The sequence below is a fragment of the Mesorhizobium sp. CA16 genome, assembly GCF_020165175.1.
In the GTDB taxonomy this organism is placed as follows: Bacteria; Pseudomonadota; Alphaproteobacteria; order Rhizobiales; family Rhizobiaceae; genus Mesorhizobium.
This window is the reverse complement of record NZ_JAIUHP010000030.1, coordinates 1-19,005: the sequence shown is the minus strand read 5'-3', so window position 1 is coordinate 19,005 and position 19,005 is coordinate 1. Positions and strand designations below refer to the sequence as shown.

Here is a 19,005-nt window from a genome sequence, read left to right as displayed (position 1 = left end):
CTGCCGGCCATCTCCCCCTCAAGGGGGGAGATTGTATGTCACGCCGGCTTTCGCCAATCACCAATGCTGCAGAAGAGGTGCCGGCGCGGCCACAGCTAATCTCCCCCCTTGAGGGGGAGATGCCCGGCAGGGCAGAGAGGGGGGCCTCGTGATACCCTCCGCAATTCTCGAATCCGCCCTCTACGTCACAGACCTACACGCCGCCGAAGCCTTCTACCGCAACGTCATCGGCCTCGAAGCCTTGGGCAAGGTCGAAGGGCGCCACGTCTTCTTCCGCTGCGGCGACGGCGTGCTGCTTCTCTTCAACGCCGAGGCAACGAAAATCCCGCCAGCGCCGGACGCTCGGCTGAAGGTGCCGCCGCACGGCACGGCCGGCGAAGGGCACCTCTGCTTTGCGGCAACCGCCGATGAAATCGCCGCATGGCGCAAACATCTCGCCGCCAACAACATCGCCATCGAAAGCGATTTTGAATGGCCGCAGGGCGGGCACTCGATCTATATCCGCGACCCGTCGGGCAATTCGATCGAGTTCGCCGAGCCAAGGATCTGGGGTTTCTGATGCACTCGCAACCTTTTCATTCCCTTGGGGAAAAAAAGATCGTCGTCGCCAGCCACAATGAAGGCAAGCTGCGCGAATTCGCCGACCTGATGGCGCCGTTCGGATTCGAGGCGAAATCGGCCAAGGAATACGGCCTGCCCGAACCCGACGAGACCGGCACCACCTTCGAGGAGAACGCCTATATCAAGGCATATGCCGCCGCCAAGGCGACCGGCCTGCCGGCGCTGTCGGACGATTCCGGGCTCTGCGTCGACGCGCTCGACGGCGCGCCCGGTGTCTATACTGCCAACTGGGCCGAGACGCCGGACGGCAGCAGGGATTTCGGCATGGCCATGCAGCGCACCGAGGTGGCGCTGCAGGAGGTTGGCGCTACGGACCCTTCGCAGCGCACCGGCCGCTTCGTCGCCGTCATCTGCCTCGCCTTTCCCGACGGCGAGGCCGAATATTATCGCGGCGAGGCCGAAGGCAGGCTGGTGTGGCCGCCGCGCGGCACGCTCGGCTTCGGCTACGATCCGGTGTTCCTGCCCAACGGTTTCGACAAGACTTTTGGCGAGATGAGCGCACAAGAAAAGCATGGCTGGAGGCCCGGCCAGGCGACGGCGCTTTCGCACCGCGCCCGCGCCTTTCAGAAATTCGCCGAAGTGCGATTGAATTTGGCCAGATTGGATTTGGCGCGATCAGGACCCGCATGAGCGCAGTGCCCCTACCGCTCGACCGCAGCCCCGGCTTCGGCGTTTATATCCACTGGCCGTTCTGCGCAGCCAAGTGCCCTTACTGCGACTTCAACAGCCATGTCCGCCACCAGCCGGTCGACCAAGAGCGTTTTGCCCGCGCCTTCGAGACGGAGCTCAAGACCATGCGCGACCGCACCGGGCCGCGCGAGGTGACCAGCATCTTTCTCGGCGGCGGCACGCCGTCGCTGATGAAGCCGGAAACGGTGGCCGCCGTCCTGGAGGCCGTGGCGAGGAATTGGACGGTGCCGGCCGGCATCGAAGTGACGCTGGAAGCCAACCCGTCCTCAGTCGAGGCCGAGCGTTTCCGCGGCTATCGCGCCGCCGGCGTCAACCGCGTCTCGCTCGGCGTGCAGGCGCTGAACGACAAGGATCTGCGCTTCCTCGGCCGGCTGCACAATGTCGAGGAGGCGCTGCACGCCATTGGCCTCGCGCGCGAAATCTTCCCGCGGCTGTCCTTCGACCTGATCTACGCGCGGCCAGGCCAGACGCCGGAAGCATGGGGGGCGGAGCTGGAGCAGGCGATCGGCTATGCTGTCGACCACCTGTCGCTCTATCAACTGACGATCGAGGAGGGCACGCCCTTCCACGCGCTTTACGCGGCACGCAAATTCACGCTGCCCGACAACGACCATGCCGCCGATCTCTACGCGCTGACGCAGGAGTTGACGGCGGCGCAAGGCCTGCCGGCCTATGAGATTTCCAACCACGCGCGGCCGGGCGCCGAGAGCCGGCACAACCTCACCTATTGGCGCTACGGCGAATATGTCGGCGTCGGCCCGGGCGCGCATGGCCGTTTCGTCGAGAACGGCCGCCGCACGGTGACGATCGCGGAGAAGATGCCGGAGACCTGGGCCAACCTGGTCGAGGCCAAAGGCCACGGCGTCACCGGCGGCGAGATCCTGACGCGTTCCGAGGAGGCTGACGAGTTCCTGCTGATGGGACTGCGGCTGGCCGAAGGCATCGACCTGCAGCGCTACGAGTCGCTCTCGGGTCGCGGCCTTTCGAGCGCGCGGCTCTCGGTGCTGCAGGAAGAAGGCCTGGTGGCGCCTGTCGGCAACGCCCGCCTGCGCGCCACGACGGCGGGGATGATCGTGCTGGATGCGGTGGTGGCGGATTTGGCCAGGTAGCGCGGCAGCCAACTGATTTGTCAGTCTGCGCGATGATGTTAGATATTTGGCTTGCCTAGCCGAATGCCATTTCCATGCATCCAATGGGACCTGCAATGAAGTTCCTGATCCATGAGACGCTGCGAACTTTAAACACGGATGATGTTTTTGCGTTTGGATTGACCGAGATTTCGAAACCCGTGCGCATCCCGACTTCTATGAAGCAGTGACCGTATTCAGCAGAAACCGGAAATCGAAGAAACACAAAACATCGGGCTTGAGCGAGTTTGACGTCGTGCGCAGTTTCATGACTTATATTGGGATAAATTTGAGGGCAATCGCAAAAGACGATTCGATAGAATTCGACTTGAACGGACTTACTCTGGATCAGTACATACCGCTTACGAAATCAATACGCGAGATTATGGACGAGTAGCGCTGGTCCCTCCATAGGATATCTGCTCGCTTTGAAGAACGTGCTTTTCGTCTGCAGCCAGAATCGGCTGCGCAGCCCGACTGCCGAGCAGGTGTTTTCCAAACGCCGCGACATCGAGGTCGAATCGGCCGGCACCAATCACGACGCCCACAATCCGTTGACGCATGAGCTGGTCGCCTGGGCGGACATCATCTTCGTCATGGAAAAGGCACACCGCGCCAAGCTGCAGAAGAAATTCCGGTCGAGCCTGAAAGGCGCCAGGGTTATCTGCCTCGATATTCCGGACGACTATGAGTTCATGGACCCGGAACTGGTGCGGCTGCTGGAAGCGAGGGTGGGTAGATACCTTTGAAAGAGGCGAATGCCTCTCGCGTTCGTCATTCTCGGGCTTGACCCGAGAATCCATGCCGTTACCTTGGCCGAAGGATGCAAACGGCGCAGAATTCTGCATCGTTGCGGCGCGTCGAAGTCACGGAATGGATCCTCGGGTCTGCGCGCGTCGCTTCGCTCCTTGCTTCGCCCTGGAATGACGAAGTGGGGCCGCTCGCGGCCAATGACGATGGACGCGACGCCTTAAGCGTCGTGCTTCTGGCGGTGCTTGCCGCGGTGCTTCTCGCCATGCGCCTCGCCGTGACGGACAGGCTTCTGATCGGCCTTGTCGCGGCGCGCGCCGGACTCGGCGGCGATGGGGTGTGGAGGGATGCCCTCGCGGGCGGTCTTGCTTTCAAGTCGGCTGATAAAAATATCGAAGCGATTGGGCATCGTTCGGTCCTGCCTCCTCCCGGGGAATCAGGGGTTAAATTCGCCGATGTGGGTTTCGTTCCGCACTGTGGCAAAGGCAAGGCGATTTCGTTGCGTCGACCTCACGTTTTGCAACGGGGCGTCAGCCATGCGAAACAGGGCGGACTAAGAGGGGCATTCGGTGACCGGCGACAAACGCAGCTATCTGATCGGACAAAGCGAGATCGCGGCGCGGCCGCTTCAGCCGGCGCTCTATCTGGTGGCGACGCCGATCGGCAATCTGGCCGACATCACGCTGCGCGCGCTGGAGACGCTTGCCGCCGCCGATATCGTCGCCTGCGAGGACACGCGCGTCTCGCGCGTGCTGCTCGAGCGCTACGGGATCCGCCGCCGCACCACCGCTTATCACGAGCACAATGCGAGTGAGGCCGGGCCGAAGCTGATCGAGGCGATGGCTGCCGGGCAGAGCGTGGCGCTGATCTCGGACGCCGGCACGCCTTTGGTCTCCGATCCCGGCTACCGGCTGGTCGGCGAAGCGTTGGAGCGCGGTATTCGTGTGGTGCCGATTCCCGGACCCTCGGCCGCGCTTGCAGCGCTGACCGCTTCCGGCCTTCCTTCCGATGCTTTCCTGTTCGCCGGATTTCTGCCCGTGAAGACCGGGCAGCGGCTGACCAAGCTGGAGACGTTCAAGCAGGTGCCGGCGACGCTGATTTTCTTCGAATCGCCGCGCCGTCTCGCAGAGACGCTCGGCGCCATGGTCGAGGCGCTGGGCGGCGCGCGGAAAGCCGCCATCGGGCGCGAGCTGACCAAGACGTTCGAGGAGATGCGCACCGGAACGCTTGCCGAGCTGGCCGACCATTACGGGGCGGCCGACACGCCGAAGGGCGAGGTCGTTATCTGTGTCGGTCCGCCCGAAGCGGCGGAGGACCAGCCGGCCGACATCGACCGCCTCCTGCTCTCGCTTGCAGCCGAGATGCCGGCATCGAAGGCGGCGGCGGAAGCCGCGAAGATGACCGGCGGCCAGAAGCAGGCGCTTTACCGCCGGCTGATCGAGCTCAAGGACAGGCCATGATCCCGAAGAGTGGAGGCCGGTTTTCGGACAAGATCATGGTCAAACAGAAAGGAGCCGGGGATGGCTGAACGCACGGTCGGCCATCGCCGAAAGGCCTATCGGCGCGGCCACCGCGGCGAGTGGCTGGCGGCGCTGGCGCTGATGCTGAAAGGCTATCGCATCCTTGCCCGCCGCCACCGCACCAGGCTCGGCGAGATCGACCTCATCGCCCGGCGCGGCGACCTCGTGCTGTTCGTCGAGGTCAAGGCGCGGCGGACATTGATCGAGGCGATGGAAGCGATCGGCCGCGAATCGGAGCGCCGCATCGAGGGCGCCGCGGATTTGTGGCTGTCGCGCCAACCGGATTATGGCAGGCTGTCGATGCGCTTCGACATGGTGGCCGTGCTGCCCTGGCGCTGGCCGGTGCATGTCGAGAACGCGTTTTATGGAAGGAATTGATCCCCTTCGTTCGTCATCCTAGGGTGGAGCAGTCGCGAAGCGACGTCGCGGAAACCCTAGGATCCATGCCGTGACCTAGACGCGCTGCCACCGTGCAGAATCTGGATCAAAGAGCGTCGCGTCTAAGAAAGCTATTCGCGACCGCCGCGTTCTACGGTCCGCGTCACGGCATGGATCCTCGGGTCTGCGCGCGTCGCTTCGCTCCTTGCTCCGCCCGTGGATGACGAAGGCGTTTGGTGCGCCGCCTTAGTGTAATCACCCCCAGACCATCAGCGCCACCAGCCCGAGCCCTCCAACCACCAGCCGCCACCAGCCGAACAGCGAATAGCCGTTGCGCGAGACGTAGTCGAGCAGGAAGCGCACCACGAAGAGCGCGGTGACGAAGGCGGCGATGAAGCCGACGGCGATGATCGGCAAATCGGCCGAGGTCAGCACGTTGCGGTTCTTGAAAAGATCGAAGGCGAAGGCGCCGACCATGGTCGGCATGGCGAGGAAGAAGGAGAATTCGGCTGCCGCGCGCTTATCGACGCCCATCAGCAGCGCGCCGACGATGGTCGAGCCGGAGCGCGAGGTGCCGGGGATCAGCGACAGGCACTGGAACAGGCCGATCTTGAGATAAACGCTCAACGGGAAGTCCTCGACATCATGGTGGACCGGCTTGAGGTTGATGCGGTCGACGATGAGCAGAACCACGCCGCCGATGATCAGCATGATGCAGATCAGCCTGGGCGATTCGAACAATATGGTCTTGATGAAATCATGCGCCAGCGCGCCGATGACGGCGGCCGGCAGGAAGGCGATCAGGATGCCGACGACGAAATGCCGGGTCTGCGGATCGCTGGGCAGCTTGATCGCCATCTGCCAGAGCTTGCTGAAATAGACGCTGAGGATCGCCAGGATCGCGCCGAGCTGGATCAGGATCTCGAAGGCCTTGCCTGTGGAATGGAAGCCGAGGAAATGGCCTGCAAGCAGGATGTGGCCGGTCGAGGACACCGGGATGAACTCGGTCAGGCCCTCCAGCAACCCAAGCAGCAGCGCTTCGACGATGGTCTGGCTTTCCATGGCAACCTCTGCTTTTGAATGACGGCTAAGGGAAGGGCTTGCTTGTCATGGGGCGGAAGTCCCCCTATAGGTCGCAACACCATGACAGTCCCTGGAATCGGGCGGCCAAGACTTATCGGCGCTGACACCGATTCGCCAGTGCGCCTTTTCATCGCGGAACCATGCTGACGCTTTTCCATCATCCCATGTTTGCCACCTGCCGCTTCGTGCGCCTCGCTTTCGGCGAGTATGGCGAGGAGTTGGCGCTGATCGAGGAAAAGCCGTGGACGCGGCGCAAGGAGTTCCTGGCGCTGAACCCGGCCGGCACGCTGCCGATCCTGCTTGCCGAAGGCGACGTGCCGATCGTCGGCGCCATGGTGATCGCCGAATATCTCGACGAGACGCGCGGTGTGCTCAAGCGCGACAAGCGGCTGTTCGCTGAGGACCCGATGCAGCGCGCCGAAATCCGCCGGCTGACCGACTGGTATCTGGCGAAGGCTGAAAGCGAAGTGACGCGCCACCTGGTGCGCGAGCGCGTGCTGAAGCCGGTCATGCCGGAAACCGCCGGCGGCGGCTCGCCGGACTCGGCCGCCATCCGTGCCGCGCGCGCCAACATCCGCCAGCACATGAAATACACCAACTGGCTGGCCGGCACGCGCCATTGGCTGGCCGGCAACAAGGTGACCTATGCCGATCTCGCGGCGGCGGCGACGCTTTCGGTACTCGACTATCTCGGCGAGATCGACTGGCGCGAACATGGCGCCGCGCGCGAATGGTACACGCGGGTGAAATCGCGGCCGTCGTTCCGGCCGCTGCTTTCAGACCGGGTGCGCGGCCTTTCGCCGGTATCGCATTATGCGGACCTCGACTTCTGAAACCTTGCGCGCGCTGATCGAGGCGGAGGCGCGCCGGGCCGGCTTCGAGGCTGTCGCGGTGACCCGGCCGGACGCGATCCCGCTGGCGCCGGCAAGGCTCGCCGAATTCGTATCCGACGGTTTCCACGGCTCGATGGAGTGGATCGCCGACACTGTTCAGCGCCGCGCCGAACCCTCGACGCTGTGGCCGGAGGTGCGCTCCATCATCGTTCTCGCCATGAATTACGGCCCGGACCGCGACCCGCACGATGTCCTCGAAAAGCGCGACCGCGGCGCGATCTCGGTCTATGCGCAGAACCGCGACTATCACGACGTGATGAAGGGCCGGCTGAAGGAGATCGCCGGCAAGATCGTGGCGAAGGCAGGCGGCGACGTGAAGGTGTTTGTCGATACGGCGCCAGTGATGGAAAAGCCTCTTGCCGAAGCGGCGGGGCTCGGCTGGCAAGGCAAGCACACCAACCTGGTCAGCCGCGCGCATGGCTCGTGGCTGTTCCTCGGCACGATCTTCACCACGGCCGAGCTGGAGCCGGACCAGCCCGAAATCGACCATTGCGGCTCCTGCCGAGCCTGCCTCGACGTCTGCCCGACCGGCGCGTTCCCCGCGCCCTACCGGCTCGATGCGCGGCGCTGCATTTCCTACCTGACCATCGAGAACAAGGGGCCGATCCCGCGCGAGTTCCGCGACAAGATCGGCAACCGCATCTATGGCTGCGACGATTGCCTGGCCGCCTGCCCGTGGAACAAGTTCGCCAGCGCGGCATCCGAGGCAAAGCTGGCCGCGCGCGCCGATCTTCGCGAGCCGCCGCTTTCGGAGCTGCTCGCGCTCGATGACGCGGCGTTCCGCGTTTTCTTCTCTGGCTCGCCGGTCAAGCGCATTGGCCGCGACCGCTTTGTCCGCAACGTGCTGATCGCCGCCGGCAATTCGGGCGATGCGTCGCTAACGCCCATTGTGCGCCGCCTGCTCGGCGACGCCTCGCCGCTGGTGCGGGGTGCGGCAATCTGGGCCCTGTCGCGACTGCTCTCCGACCGTGAATTTGGCGATCTTGCCGCCACAGCTGCGAAAGCCGAGACGGATGCGACGGTCCGCGAGGAATGGCTGGCGGAGCCGGCATATCCGGCGAAGGCCGATTGAAGGGGTTCATTGATGGGCGAAAGACGGTTTCTCATCTTCGGCGCCGGCTATTCCGGCAAGGCTTTCGCGCGGGCCAATGACCGGCGCGCTCCGATCTGCGGCACGACGCGGGCGCAGGAAAAGTTCGAGGTGCTGCGATCGGCCGGGATCGAGCCGCTACAATTCGATGGCGCGCTCTCGCCCGAGGTCAGCGATGCGCTCGCAAGGACCACGCATCTCATCGTCTCGATCGCTCCCGACGAGGCCGGAGACCCGGTGCTCAACGCCGCCAGCGAGACGATCCGGGCAAAGATGCCGGCGCTGGAATGGATCGGCTATCTCTCGACCGTCGGCGTCTATGGCGACCATGGCGGCGCCTGGGTGGACGAGACCAGCGCGTGCCGGCCGGTGTCGAAGCGCTCGATGATGCGGGTGGCAGCCGAACAGGAATGGCTGAAGCTTGGCCGCGAGATCGGCAAGCCGGTGGCGATCCTGCGGCTTTCCGGGATCTATGGACCCGGCCGCAACGCGCTGGCCAATCTCGAGGACGGCACCGCAAGGCGGCTGGTCAAGCCGGGACAGGTGTTCAACCGCATTCATTGCGACGACATCGCCGGGGCGCTCTGGCTTCTGGCGGAAAACAATCTCGGCGGCATCTTCAACGTCACCGATGACGAGCCGGCGCCGCCGCAGGACGTCGTGGCTTACGCCGCCGGGCTGATGGGGATCGAGCCGCCGCCCGAAATTCCTTTCGAGACCGCCCAACTTTCGCCCATGGCGCGGTCTTTCTATGGCGAGAACAAGCGCGTCGCGAATCAGGCGATCAAGGCGGCCGGCTACCGCTTCAGGTTTCCCAACTACCGGGTGGCGCTGGAGCGGATGTGGACCGAGGGCAACTGGCGGGACGGAGAGCCGCGCAGCCCGATGCGAGGATGATGCCGAAAGGGTGAATGACGATCATCTTCTGCTGCTTTGATCGATGTGGGACGCGCGGCGTGGTATGATTCGTTCCTGATCAGGTCGCTTGACGCGCGGCAAACGGATAGACTGGAGAGGGACCCAGCCTGATGAATTTGCGATCGCTGCCTGACCGCAAGCCGTTCCTGACCGCCGCCCTGGCGCTGGTGGCGCTCGCCGCGCTGGCGGCTGTCGCGATTTCGGCCGAACCTCGTGCCAAGGAGTTGTTCGGCGCCCGAAAACTGCCGGCCGTAGCGCCTGCGCAATCCTTCGGCTTCTATTCGAAAGGCTGCTTCACCGGCGGCGTCGCGCTGCCGATGGACGGCCCGACCTGGGAAGTGATGCGCCCGTCGCGCAACCGGCGCTGGGGCCATCCGGCGATGATCGCGCTGATCGAGAAGCTCGCGCGCGATGCCCAGGCGGATGGCTGGCCGGGCCTTCTGGTCGGCGATGTCTCGCAGCCGCGCGGCGGACCGATGATGACCGGCCACGCCTCGCACCAGATCGGGCTCGACGCCGATATCTGGCTGACGCCGATGCCGAAGCGACCGCTGACCATCGCGCAGCGCGAGACCATGAGCGCGACGCTGATGGTCGACGAAAAAACGCATCTGGTGAAGGACGCGCTGTGGACGCCGGCGCATACGCGGCTTTTGAAGCGCGCGGCGAGCTATCCTGAGGTCGAGCGCATCCTCGTCAATCCCGGCATCAAGAAGAAGCTCTGCGACACCGTCACCGGCGACCGCTCCTGGCTGCGCAAGATCCGGCCGTTCTGGGGCCACGACTATCATTTCCATATGCGCATCGGCTGCCAGCCGGGCTCGCCCTTCTGCAAGGGGCAAGAGACGACGCCGGACGACGATGGCTGCGGCAAGCCGCTCGCCTGGTGGTTCACCCAGGAGCCGTGGCGGCCGAACAAGAATCCGGATGCGCCCAAGGCGCGCGACCTGATGACGATGGCCAACCTGCCCAAGCAATGCCAGGACGTAGTCAATGCGCCAGACGCGCCCTCGCTGGAGGCCGTGACCTATCATGGCGGCGGCGATGCCGCGGTGGCCGTGGCCGAACCGCAGCCAACCGAGCCGGCGGAAACGATCTCCAGCGGCAACGCCGCGATCCCGGCGGCGGCAAGCGCTTTCGCGCCGACGCCAAAGATCGGCATCCCGCTGCCAAGGCCAAGGCCCGGGAACTAGTGCGTTTCACCGTTTCACGAAGCGGCGAAACGCCCTATCTCTTCGCTTTGACGCAATTCCGGACGGAAAGCTACGGAGCGGGCGGCGAGCCTAACCGCTCTCACTTTTCCTGGAGTTGCTCTAAGGCGCAAGCGGGCTTCCCCTTTGCGGGGTCATGCGCTAGTCAATCGATTGAAACGGCGCAGCGGCGGCCGCAACGAGGACGATCAAGAGCATGGCAGGCGAAGACGAGAAGGGACTGCGGTTTCCGGTCCTGATCGGCGACATTGGCGGCACGAATGCGCGCTTCTCGATCGTGCTCGACGCCAATTCGGAAGCGACCGAGCCGCAGATCGTCCAGACGGCGAATTTCAAAACCATCGACGAGGCGATCCAGGCGGCGGTGCTCGACCGCTCGTCCATCCAGCCGAACTCGGCGGTGCTGGCGGTCGCCGGGCCGGTTGACGGCGACGAGATCCCGCTCACCAACTGCCCCTGGGTCGTGAGGCCCCGGCACATGCTTGCCAATCTGGGTCTGGGCGAGGTCGTCGTGCTCAACGATTTCGAGGCGCAGGCGCTGGCCGTGGTGGCGCTCGGCGAAGAGCATATGGAAAAGATCGGCGGCGGCACGCCGGAACCCAATGCGAGCCGGGTTGTGCTCGGTCCCGGAACGGGTCTCGGCGTCGCCGGGCTGATCTATGCACTCGACCATTGGATACCGGTGCCGGGCGAGGGCGGGCATATGGATATCGGCCCGCGCACGCCGCGCGACTTCGAAGTGTTCCCGCATATCGACAAGCTTGAGGGCCGCATATCCGGCGAGCAGATCCTGTGCGGACGTGGGCTCGTCAACGTCTACCGCGCCGTGGCCAGCACGGACGGCAGGCCGACGCCCTTGACCACGCCGGCCGAGGTGACCGCGGCGGCGCTTTCGAAGTCCGATCCGGTGGCCGAGGAGGCGTTGGCGCTGTTCGTCACCTGCCTTGGCCGCACCGCGGGCGACCTGGCGCTGGTGTTCATGGGTCGCGGCGGTGTGTTCCTGACCGGCGGCATCGCGCAAAAGATCGTGCCGGCGCTCAAAGCGGGCAATTTCCGCGCCGCCTTCGAGGACAAGGCGCCGCACCGCGCGCTGATGCGCGAAATGCCGGTCTACGTCATCACCCATCCGCTGGCGGCGCTGCTCGGGCTTGCCGCCTATGCCAGGACGCCTTCGCTGTTCGGCGTGCGGACGGCGGGGCGGCACTGGCGGGCGTGATCGCTCCGGCGCTCGGGACGGCGCGACGAAGTTTCGCCATAGGCAAGCCGTAGCCGGGACGCTAAGAGGGTGCGAAAAAGGCGTCCTGACGTTTACGAGAATCCACGAAGCGCTTCGATTTGACACTTCAAAATCCAAACAAGGCAAAAAGCCGGCCCGCCGAGGTCACGGCGGTGCTGCGCCGTATCGTCGCTGAAAACGGCTATGACCATCGCTGGTCCTATGCGGTCGTCATCGTCTGCTCGCTGTTGGTTTCGGGCGCGACCGCCTTCTCGGCCTGGGTCATGGCGCCGATGGTCAATCAAATCTTCTACGAACGGAGCAGCGGCGCCGTCTGGTGGATTTGCGCCGGCTTCATGGGCGCCTTCCTCGTGCGCGGCTTTGCCGGTTACGGCCAGGCGGTGATGTTAGCCACGATCGGCAACAATCTCGTCGCCCGGTACCAGAAACGCTGTTTCGACCAACTGATGAAGCTCGGCGTCAATTTCTTCAACGATACGCGTTCCGGGCGCCTGGCGGCGCAGCTGGACGAGAATGTCGGCGGCATTCGCGACCTGCTGTCGCTGACCTTGATTTCGATCACCCGCGACGCGGTGACCCTGGTCGGCCTCGTCGGCCTGATGATCTATCAGGATCCAGTGCTGTCGCTCAGCTCGCTGCTGATCGGGCCGCCGCTGATCTGGGCGGTCGTCTACATCACCCGCCGGGTGCGCAAGATCAACCGCGAATCCGTGCTGATCAACTCGCGGCTGAGCGGCTCGGTGCAGGAGGCAGTTCAAGGCATCGCCATCGTCAAGGCCTTCACCATGGAGGACGAGCTGGCCCGCCGCATCGGCATCATGGCCGATACGGCCGAGCAGCGCAGCAACAAGATCGCCCGCGTCTCCGAGCGGCTGTCGCCGATTTCCGACATGCTGGCCGGTCTCGCCGTTACCGCCGTCATCGCCTATTCCGGCTATCGGGCATTGTATCTCGGCCAACCGCCGGGCGCGGTGTTTTCCTTCATCACCGCGCTGATTCTTGCCTATGATCCGGCGCGGCGCCTGGCGCGCATGCAGGTCACGATGGAACGCGCGCTGGTCAATGCCCGCATGATCTACGAGCTGCTCGACCTCGAGCCGAAGCAGGGCGACGCGCCCGACGCGGTTGAGGCGAAGATCACCACCGGCGAGGTGCGCTTCAACAATGTGACGTTCGGCTACAGCGCCGACATGCCGGTGCTGCGAAACCTGAGCTTCACCGCCGCCGCCGGCAAGGTGACGGCGATCGTCGGCGCCTCGGGCGCCGGCAAGTCGACGCTGGTGGCGCTGCTGCAGCGCTTCTACGACGTCGACCAGGGCTCGATCGAAGTCGACGGCCAGGACATCTCGAAGGTGACGAAGCGGTCGCTGCGCCAATCGATCGCCTATGTCTCGCAGGCGCCTTATCTGTTCGAAGGCACGATCCGCGACAACATCCGCTACGGCCGGCTGTCGGCCACCGACGCCGAGATCGAGCAGGCGGCGAAACAGGCGGCCGCCGACGATTTCATCCGCCAGCAGCCGCAAGGCTACGACACGCCGGTCGGCGAGAACGGCGTGACGCTGTCGGGCGGCCAGCGCCAGCGCGTCTCGATCGCGCGCGCCATCGTGCGCCAGGCGCCCATCCTTCTGCTCGACGAAGCGACCTCGGCGCTCGACAACGAGGCGGAAGCGCGCGTGCAGGAAGCGCTGACCCATGTCATGGAAGGGCGCACCACCATCGTGATCGCGCACCGGCTGTCGACAGTGGTCAATGCCGACCGCATCATCGTGCTGGAGGAGGGGCGGCTGGTCGAGGAAGGCACGCACGCGACGCTGATGGCCGACCCGCACAGCATCTATGCCCGCTTCCACCGGATACAGGGCAAGAAGGGGCTGGGGCTTGTCGACGACGTCAAGGCAAGCCAGACTTCGGCCCAAACTCCCGCACCGCGCAGCCGCGCCAAGAAGACCGTCAGGAGAAGCGCATGAGTGAAGCCGGCGATATGGGCCTGGTGGTGGTGGGCGCCGCCGGCCGCATGGGCCAGACGCTGATCCGCGCCATCCACACCATGCCCGGCGCGCGCGTCGCCGCCGCGGTCGAGCGGCCGGACTCGACCCATCTCGGCAAGGATGCGGGCGAGCTCGCCGGCATTGGCATCATCAACGTGCCGATCGTCGACGACCCGCTGCCGGCCTTCGCCAAGGCCGACGGCGTGCTCGATTTTACGGCGCCCGCGGCAAGCGTCGAATTCGCCGGCTATGCCGCGCAGGCGCGCATCGTCCATGTCATCGGCACCACCGGCTGCTCGGCCGACGACAACGCGAAGATCACCGCCGCCGCGCGCCATGCCACGATCGTCAAATCGGGCAATATGAGCCTCGGCGTCAATCTGCTGGCGGTGCTGGTCGAGCAGGCTGCGAAGGCGCTCGATCTCGACGATTTCGACATCGAGATCCTGGAGATGCATCACCGGCACAAGGTCGACGCGCCGTCCGGCACGGCGCTGCTGCTCGGCGAGGCTGCTGCGAAAGGGCGCGGCATCGATCTTGCCGACAATAGCGTGCGGGTGCGCGACGGCCATACCGGCGTGCGCAAGGCGGGCTCGATCGGCTTCGCCACGCTGCGCGGCGGCTCCGTCGTCGGCGACCACAGCGTGATCTTGGCCGGCACGGGCGAGCGCATCACGCTTTCCCACCATGCCGAGGACCGGGCGATCTTCGCGCGCGGCGCGGTGAAAGCCGCGCTTTGGTCCCGCGCGAAGAAGCCGGGGCTTTATTCCATGCGGGACGTGCTCGGCCTGAGCTGATCCCTATCCAAACCATTCCATAGGAGCAAACATGTCGGGAACTCTCGTGCTCGTGCGCCACGGCCAGAGCGAATGGAACCTGAAGAACCTGTTCACCGGCTGGCGCGATGTCGACCTGACCGACCAGGGCACCGCCGAAGCACTCGCGGCCGGCGAAAAGCTCAAGGCGCGCGGCCTGAAATTCGACATCGCCTACACGTCTGCCTTGAAGCGGGCGCAGGTGACCTGCCAGCACATCCTCGACATCGTCGGCCAGAGCGACCTGAAGACGATCCGCGACCAGGCGCTCAACGAGCGCGACTATGGCGACCTCTCCGGCCTCAACAAGGATGATGCGCGCAAGAAATGGGGCGAGGAGCAGGTGCATATCTGGCGCCGCTCCTACGATATCGCGCCGCCCGGCGGCGAAAGCCTGAAGGATACCGGCGCACGCGTGTGGCCCTATTACCTGCACGAGGTGCAGCCGCATGTGCTGCGCGGCGAGACAGTGCTGGTCGCCGCGCACGGCAATTCGCTGCGCGCGCTGATCATGGCGCTGGACGGCAAGTCCGGCGAGGAGATCGTCAAGCTCGAGCTCGGCACCGGCGTGCCGGTCATCTACAAGCTCAACGCCGATTCCACGGTGGCGAAGAAGGACGTGCTGGAGGGGTGAGCTTCCTTCTCCCTGTTCACGCTACGGCATGCGCACATTTCCAAGCGGGCTGGCCTTTGGCGATAGCGTGCATGGCAGCTTGGCGCATGCATTGTCTTATGTAGCGCTGGTCGACCCCCACTCCGTCTCGGCTTCGCCGAGCCACCTCTCCCCCGATCGACGGGGTAGAGGAAGGCGCCAAGCCTTTTGCCGTCAACGCCCGTCCAGCAACACTCCCTTCCTTTCCCTCCGGAGGGGGGAAAGGTGGCGCTGCGAAGCAGCGACGGATTGGGGGACCACGTGGCAATCAAGCCGCGGCCTGATCAGTCACGCCAATCACAGAACGATGTGTGCATGGCGTAGCCCGTTCACAGCGAGAAATGCCCGGCAGGCGGATGAGGGGCAGCGCCAACGCTGACGAAAAAACCGCGTTGACACACACCGTTTGCCCGCTTACTAGAGCGCCCACCAGCCCAGATGGCGGAATTGGTAGACGCGCACGGTTCAGGTCCGTGTTCCGCAAGGAGTGGAGGTTCGAGTCCTCTTCTGGGCACCAAATTCCCGTTTCAGACGATCTGACGCGATGAGCAAAAAAGCCCGGATTTTCCGGGCTTTTTTGTGCCCTGCAACTCATCTCGCGTTGAACCGTTCCTATCTTGCCGGCTAACCCGAGGTTCCGTGATGCCCGCGCCGTTCAAGGAGTGGAAGGTTCTGCCGCATGGCAGGCTCTCTCCTGTCGACGACGATATTCTGACGGTGACCGGCGACATACCGATGCCGGTTGGCAACATGAAACGGCGCATGACCGTGGTGCGACTGCGCGACCGGCGGCTTGTCATCTTCAGCGCCATCGCGCTCGACGACGAACAGATGCGCGAGATCGAGGCCTTCGGCCAGCCGGCCTTCTTGATCGTCCCTAATGATCATCACCGGCTCGATGCAAAGCCATGGAAGGATCGCTATCCCACCCTTCAGGTGATTGCACCGGCTGGCGCGCTCAACAGCGTCGAGAAGGCGGTACATGTCGATGCGACGCGCGGCGACTTTGGGGATCCCGACGTCAAGCTCGTCACCGTCCCCGGAACCCGTGATCGCGAAGCGGCGTTGCAAATTGACGGACCAAACGGCACGACGCTCGTTCTCAACGATATCGTCGGCAACATCCGCGGCGCATCCGGCTTTGCAGGCTGGGCATTGCGCATAATGGGATTTGCTGGTGATGAGCCGCATATACCCTGGCCGGTCAAACTGACGATGGTCGGCGACAAGGCGGCACTCGCAGCGCAATTGAGACGATGGGCGGAACAGCCGGCGCTCAAACGCATACTTGTCTCGCATGGCTCCGTCATCACCGAGGATCCGCGGGGGACGCTGCGCAAGCTGGCGACGTCGCTCGGATAGATGAAGGCATAGCAGCCAACCCCTTCCGGCCAGTCGCCCAACAAACCGCTTCAAACCCGCCGCCCCGGGCGCTACGGTCGCGCCATGGCCCCTTCCGTCAGCCCGACCATCGCCGCCCGCCGCGACCAGATGTTTCCCGTGCTTACTGACGAGGACATCGGACGCATGCGCCGTTTCGGCGAGGCACGCGCCTATGCCGCCGGCTATCACATCGTGACGGCCGGCACGGTGTCGCCCGGGCTGATCCTCATCCTGTCGGGCAAGGTCGACATCACCCAGGCCGGCGGGCTTGGCCCGCGCGAGCCGATCATCACCTACGGCGCCGGCAATTTCGTCGGCGAGCTGGCGCAGCTGTCGAACCGGCCGTCGCTGGTCAATGCCGAGGCGAACGGGCCGGTCGAGGCGATCGTCATCCCCTCGCAGCGGCTGCGCGACCTGATGGTGCAGGAGGCCAATCTCGGCGAGCGCGTCATGCGGGCGCTGATCCTGCGCCGCGTCGGCCTGCTGGAGAGCGGCGCCAGCGCGCCGGTCATCATCGGCCCACCGGGCAATGGCGACGTGCTGCGCCTCGAAGGCTTCCTGCGGCGCAGCGGGTTGCCGCATCGCGCGCTCGATTCCGACACCGACCCTTGCGCCAAGACGCTGATCGAGCGGTTTCATGTCGACCCGCACCATCTGCCGATCGTGCTCTGTCCAAACGGCAAGCTCATGCACAATCCAGGCGAGACCGAGCTTGCCCGCTGCGTCGGCCTGCTGCGGCCGATCGATGCCGACAAGGTCTATGACGTGGCGATCGTCGGCGCCGGGCCGGCGGGGCTGGCGGCCGCGGTCTATGCCGCCTCGGAAGGACTGTCGACCATCGTGCTCGATTGCCGCGCGTTCGGCGGTCAGGCAGGCGCCTCGGCCCGCATCGAAAACTATCTCGGCTTCCCGACCGGCATCACCGGCATGGCGCTGATGGCGCGCGCCTATAACCAGGCGCAGAAATTCGGCGTCGAGATGGTGATCCCCGACGAGGCGAAGCTGCTCGACGACGCTACCGACGGCGCCCGCTACCAGCTTGCCATCGGCGATGGCGAAACGGTGCGCTCGCGCGCGGTGGTGATCGCCAGCGGCGCGCGCTACCGCCGCCTCGATATCGCCAACCTCGCGCAGTTCGAGGGCACCTCGGTGCATTACTGGGCCTCGCCGATCGAGGCCAGGCTTTGCCAGGACCAGGAGGTGGCGCTGGTCGGTGCCGGCAATTCGGCGGGACAGGCGGCCGTCTATCTGGCGAGCCAGGTGCGCAAGGTGACGCTGCTGGCGCGCCGCGACAGCCTCGGCGCCACCATGTCGCGCTATCTGGTCGAGCGTATCAAGGCACAGCCAAACATCGAGGTGCTGACCGAGACCGAGGTCGCGGGGCTGGAGGGCAGCGAAGGCAATCTCGAGCGGCTGCACTGGCGCAACCGGGCGACCGGCGAGGAGACGACGCGCGCCATCCGCCACCTCTTCCTGTTCATCGGCGCCGACCCGAACACCGATTGGCTTGCGAACTGCAACGTGGCGCTGGATGCCAAAGGTTTCGTGCGCACCGGACCGGACACGACACCGGGGCACGGGCTGATGGAGACCAGCCGCAGCGGCGTGTTCGCCATCGGCGATGTGCGCTGCGGCTCGACCAAGCGCGTCGCTGCCGCCGTCGGCGAAGGCGCCCAGGTGGTTGCGGCGCTGCATGCCTATCTGGCGCGGGACGGCGCCGCTAGACCGTGACGGCGGTTCGTTGAATCGCCATCACGGTCCAACTCTTGTTGGAGCATGATCTTTCTCCGAAAACCGGTTCCCACTTTTCGGGATCACGCTCCAGAACCAATAAGCCAAACCGGCCAGGAGACCATGATGGACGAATGCACGCATACGAAGGACATCAAAAAGGTCACGCCGAGCGCGCTCGGCTGCGAGGAATGCCTGAAGAGCGGCTCCTGGTGGGTGCATCTGAGGCTCTGCCGGACCTGCGGCCATGTCGGCTGCTGCGACGACTCGCCCAACCGCCACGCGACAAAGCATTTTCATGCCACGCAGCATCCGATCATCGAGGGCTACGACCCGCCGGAAGGCTGGGGCTGGTGCTTCGTCGACGAGGTGTTCATCGATCTCGGCGACGACACGACGCCGCAGAACGGCCCGATCCCGAAGTTTGTTTGACGGTGCAGGGCAAGCCGGCCGGGCGACGCCTTGTTCAGCGCACCGAGCTCGTCACGGTCGGATCGACGGCATCGGGCACGGATTTGCGCTCATTGCCGGCGAAGATGCCGATGAGGAGAAGGCTGAGCACAACCGGCACAAACAGGATGGCGACGCGCGCCTGCACGTAAAAGATGGCACGCCATTCGTTTCGCTTTTCGGGGCTATCGTTCATCATGCTCGCTCTGTGGTGCCTCCCGGGAGGGGACATAGAGAGGAAGCGTTAAGCATCTCCTTCCGATTCGGTTAACGCGGGACGATCTGCTCCAAATCGCAAAGGGCAGCGCTGCCCCCTCTCCGTCCGCTGCGCGGTCAACTCTCCCCACTTCGTCTACGCTATGCACACATCTTCTGTGAGTGACTGGTGAGGCCGAGGCTTGATTGCCAGGTGGTTCCCCCAATCCGTCGCTGCTTCGCAGCGCCACCTTTCCCCCCTCCGGAGGG

The 19,005-nt window shown here is 64.9% G+C and carries 20 protein-coding genes and 1 tRNA gene; 18 read left to right on the top strand and 3 right to left on the bottom strand.

The annotated features are described in order from the left end of the window. Positions 1–148 precede the first annotated feature (148 nt). The 4 genes from LB525_RS27110 to LB525_RS27095 all read left to right on the top strand — a co-directional run bounded on the left by LB525_RS27110 (position 149) and on the right by LB525_RS27095 (position 3,187). The gene (locus LB525_RS27110; protein ID WP_224549335.1) at positions 149–559 is read left to right on the top strand and encodes a VOC family protein; all 411 of its coding nucleotides are present in this window, start codon (positions 149–151) and stop codon (positions 557–559) included. Continuing rightward, the gene (rdgB, locus tag LB525_RS27105; protein ID WP_224549333.1) at positions 559–1,251 is read left to right on the top strand and encodes an RdgB/HAM1 family non-canonical purine NTP pyrophosphatase; all 693 of its coding nucleotides are present in this window, start codon (positions 559–561) and stop codon (positions 1,249–1,251) included. The genes LB525_RS27110 and rdgB overlap by 1 nt, the downstream gene beginning before the upstream one ends. Continuing rightward, complete coding sequence (gene hemW, locus LB525_RS27100; protein ID WP_224549330.1) at positions 1,248–2,420, top strand: radical SAM family heme chaperone HemW; 1,173 nt, start codon at positions 1,248–1,250, stop codon at positions 2,418–2,420. Before rdgB ends, hemW begins: the two co-directional genes overlap by 4 nt. A gap of 446 nt (positions 2,421–2,866) precedes the next feature. Beyond that, positions 2,867–3,187, top strand: a complete 321-nt coding sequence (locus LB525_RS27095; RefSeq protein ID WP_224549328.1) for a low molecular weight protein tyrosine phosphatase family protein — start codon at positions 2,867–2,869, stop codon at positions 3,185–3,187. 221 nt (positions 3,188–3,408) lie between these two features. On the opposite strand, the gene LB525_RS27090 is transcribed toward LB525_RS27095, so the two are convergent. Next, complete coding sequence (locus LB525_RS27090; protein WP_095767932.1) at positions 3,409–3,597, bottom strand: hypothetical protein; 189 nt, start codon at positions 3,595–3,597, stop codon at positions 3,409–3,411. Between the two features lie 160 nt (positions 3,598–3,757). Between LB525_RS27090 and rsmI the strand changes: the two genes are divergently transcribed. Further along, positions 3,758–4,648 carry a 16S rRNA (cytidine(1402)-2'-O)-methyltransferase gene (gene rsmI, locus LB525_RS27085; RefSeq protein ID WP_224549325.1) on the top strand — a complete coding sequence of 297 codons (891 nt, stop codon included), beginning with the start codon at positions 3,758–3,760 and terminating at the stop codon, positions 4,646–4,648. 60 nt (positions 4,649–4,708) lie between these two features. After that, positions 4,709–5,086 carry a YraN family protein gene (locus LB525_RS27080; protein WP_140547157.1) on the top strand — a complete coding sequence of 126 codons (378 nt, stop codon included), beginning with the start codon at positions 4,709–4,711 and terminating at the stop codon, positions 5,084–5,086. A gap of 255 nt (positions 5,087–5,341) precedes the next feature. Here LB525_RS27080 and LB525_RS27075 read toward each other — a convergent pair whose 3' ends face one another. Next, positions 5,342–6,148, bottom strand: coding sequence for an undecaprenyl-diphosphate phosphatase (locus LB525_RS27075; RefSeq protein WP_224549323.1), 807 nt, complete (start codon positions 6,146–6,148; stop codon positions 5,342–5,344). 161 nt (positions 6,149–6,309) lie between these two features. Here LB525_RS27075 and LB525_RS27070 point away from each other — a divergent pair, with 161 nt between their 5' ends. The 12 genes from LB525_RS27070 to LB525_RS27015 all read left to right on the top strand — a co-directional run bounded on the left by LB525_RS27070 (position 6,310) and on the right by LB525_RS27015 (position 18,522). Further along, positions 6,310–7,002, top strand: a complete 693-nt coding sequence (locus tag LB525_RS27070; RefSeq protein WP_040986376.1) for a glutathione S-transferase family protein — start codon at positions 6,310–6,312, stop codon at positions 7,000–7,002. Continuing rightward, the gene (queG, locus tag LB525_RS27065; protein WP_224549321.1) at positions 6,983–8,134 is read left to right on the top strand and encodes a tRNA epoxyqueuosine(34) reductase QueG; all 1,152 of its coding nucleotides are present in this window, start codon (positions 6,983–6,985) and stop codon (positions 8,132–8,134) included. Before LB525_RS27070 ends, queG begins: the two co-directional genes overlap by 20 nt. Positions 8,135–8,146: 12 nt before the next feature. Next, positions 8,147–9,049 carry an SDR family oxidoreductase gene (locus tag LB525_RS27060; protein ID WP_224549319.1) on the top strand — a complete coding sequence of 301 codons (903 nt, stop codon included), beginning with the start codon at positions 8,147–8,149 and terminating at the stop codon, positions 9,047–9,049. 131 nt (positions 9,050–9,180) lie between these two features. Further along, positions 9,181–10,263, top strand: coding sequence for a penicillin-insensitive murein endopeptidase (mepA, locus tag LB525_RS27055; protein ID WP_224549317.1), 1,083 nt, complete (start codon positions 9,181–9,183; stop codon positions 10,261–10,263). 214 nt (positions 10,264–10,477) lie between these two features. Further along, the gene (locus tag LB525_RS27050) at positions 10,478–11,497 is read left to right on the top strand and encodes a glucokinase (RefSeq protein ID WP_224526134.1); all 1,020 of its coding nucleotides are present in this window, start codon (positions 10,478–10,480) and stop codon (positions 11,495–11,497) included. 119 nt (positions 11,498–11,616) lie between these two features. After that, the gene (locus tag LB525_RS27045) at positions 11,617–13,488 is read left to right on the top strand and encodes an ABC transporter ATP-binding protein (protein WP_224549315.1); all 1,872 of its coding nucleotides are present in this window, start codon (positions 11,617–11,619) and stop codon (positions 13,486–13,488) included. Next, the gene (gene dapB / locus LB525_RS27040; RefSeq protein WP_224549313.1) at positions 13,485–14,306 is read left to right on the top strand and encodes a 4-hydroxy-tetrahydrodipicolinate reductase; all 822 of its coding nucleotides are present in this window, start codon (positions 13,485–13,487) and stop codon (positions 14,304–14,306) included. Before LB525_RS27045 ends, dapB begins: the two co-directional genes overlap by 4 nt. Positions 14,307–14,337: 31 nt before the next feature. Then, complete coding sequence (locus tag LB525_RS27035) at positions 14,338–14,958, top strand: 2,3-bisphosphoglycerate-dependent phosphoglycerate mutase (protein ID WP_224549310.1); 621 nt, start codon at positions 14,338–14,340, stop codon at positions 14,956–14,958. A 450-nt stretch (positions 14,959–15,408) separates the two neighbouring features. Continuing rightward, positions 15,409–15,493 (top strand) — tRNA-Leu (locus tag LB525_RS27030). A 125-nt stretch (positions 15,494–15,618) separates the two neighbouring features. Further along, positions 15,619–16,338 carry a hypothetical protein gene (locus LB525_RS27025; RefSeq protein ID WP_224549304.1) on the top strand — a complete coding sequence of 240 codons (720 nt, stop codon included), beginning with the start codon at positions 15,619–15,621 and terminating at the stop codon, positions 16,336–16,338. An 84-nt stretch (positions 16,339–16,422) separates the two neighbouring features. Continuing rightward, positions 16,423–18,090: an FAD-dependent oxidoreductase gene (locus LB525_RS27020; RefSeq protein ID WP_224549302.1), complete on the top strand. Its 1,668-nt coding sequence runs from the start codon at positions 16,423–16,425 to the stop codon at positions 18,088–18,090. A 123-nt stretch (positions 18,091–18,213) separates the two neighbouring features. Beyond that, positions 18,214–18,522, top strand: a complete 309-nt coding sequence (locus LB525_RS27015; protein WP_224549300.1) for a UBP-type zinc finger domain-containing protein — start codon at positions 18,214–18,216, stop codon at positions 18,520–18,522. Positions 18,523–18,556: 34 nt separating this feature from the next. Here LB525_RS27015 and LB525_RS27010 read toward each other — a convergent pair whose 3' ends face one another. Continuing rightward, positions 18,557–18,739, bottom strand: a complete 183-nt coding sequence (locus tag LB525_RS27010) for a hypothetical protein (protein ID WP_112128832.1) — start codon at positions 18,737–18,739, stop codon at positions 18,557–18,559. Between the last annotated feature and the right edge of the window lie 266 nt (positions 18,740–19,005).